The organism is Mesorhizobium sp. M8A.F.Ca.ET.208.01.1.1 (assembly GCF_004791315.1).
Classification (GTDB): domain Bacteria; phylum Pseudomonadota; class Alphaproteobacteria; order Rhizobiales; family Rhizobiaceae; genus Mesorhizobium.
In genome coordinates, this window is sequence record NZ_SRUT01000085.1 from 1 (window position 1) to 388 (window position 388).

1 pseudogene is annotated in these 388 nt (G+C 58.0%); it reads right to left on the reverse strand.

Annotated features, from left to right (window positions below):
• Positions 1–388, reverse strand: a pseudogene (locus EN851_RS34395) (NADH-quinone oxidoreductase subunit N); the annotation flags it as partial.

The window sequence follows — 388 nt, forward strand, 5'->3', positions numbered from 1 at the left end:
TAGGTGCAGAGCACCATCAGTTCGAGGCCCACATAGATCGACAGGAGGTCGGTCGCCGAGGCCATGATCATCATTCCCGAAAGCGCCAGGAGCAGCAGTACATAGTATTCACTGCGCCCGATCCCTTCGATCTCGGCATATTTTTGCGAAAGAAGGAATGTCAGGACTGTAGCTATGTAGAACACGATCTTGAAGAAGACCGCGAAGCGGTCGGCGATGAACATGCCCGAGTAGGCCGGCCGCACCTCGCCCGCGAGCATCAATGTCCCCAAGGCGGCAATCAGCACGACTGCGACTGAGGCCCAGACGAGGAAATGTTCCTGCCCCTTGCGCACAAACTGCCCCAGGATCAGCAGGATGCAGGCCCCGGTAACCACGACCATCTCGG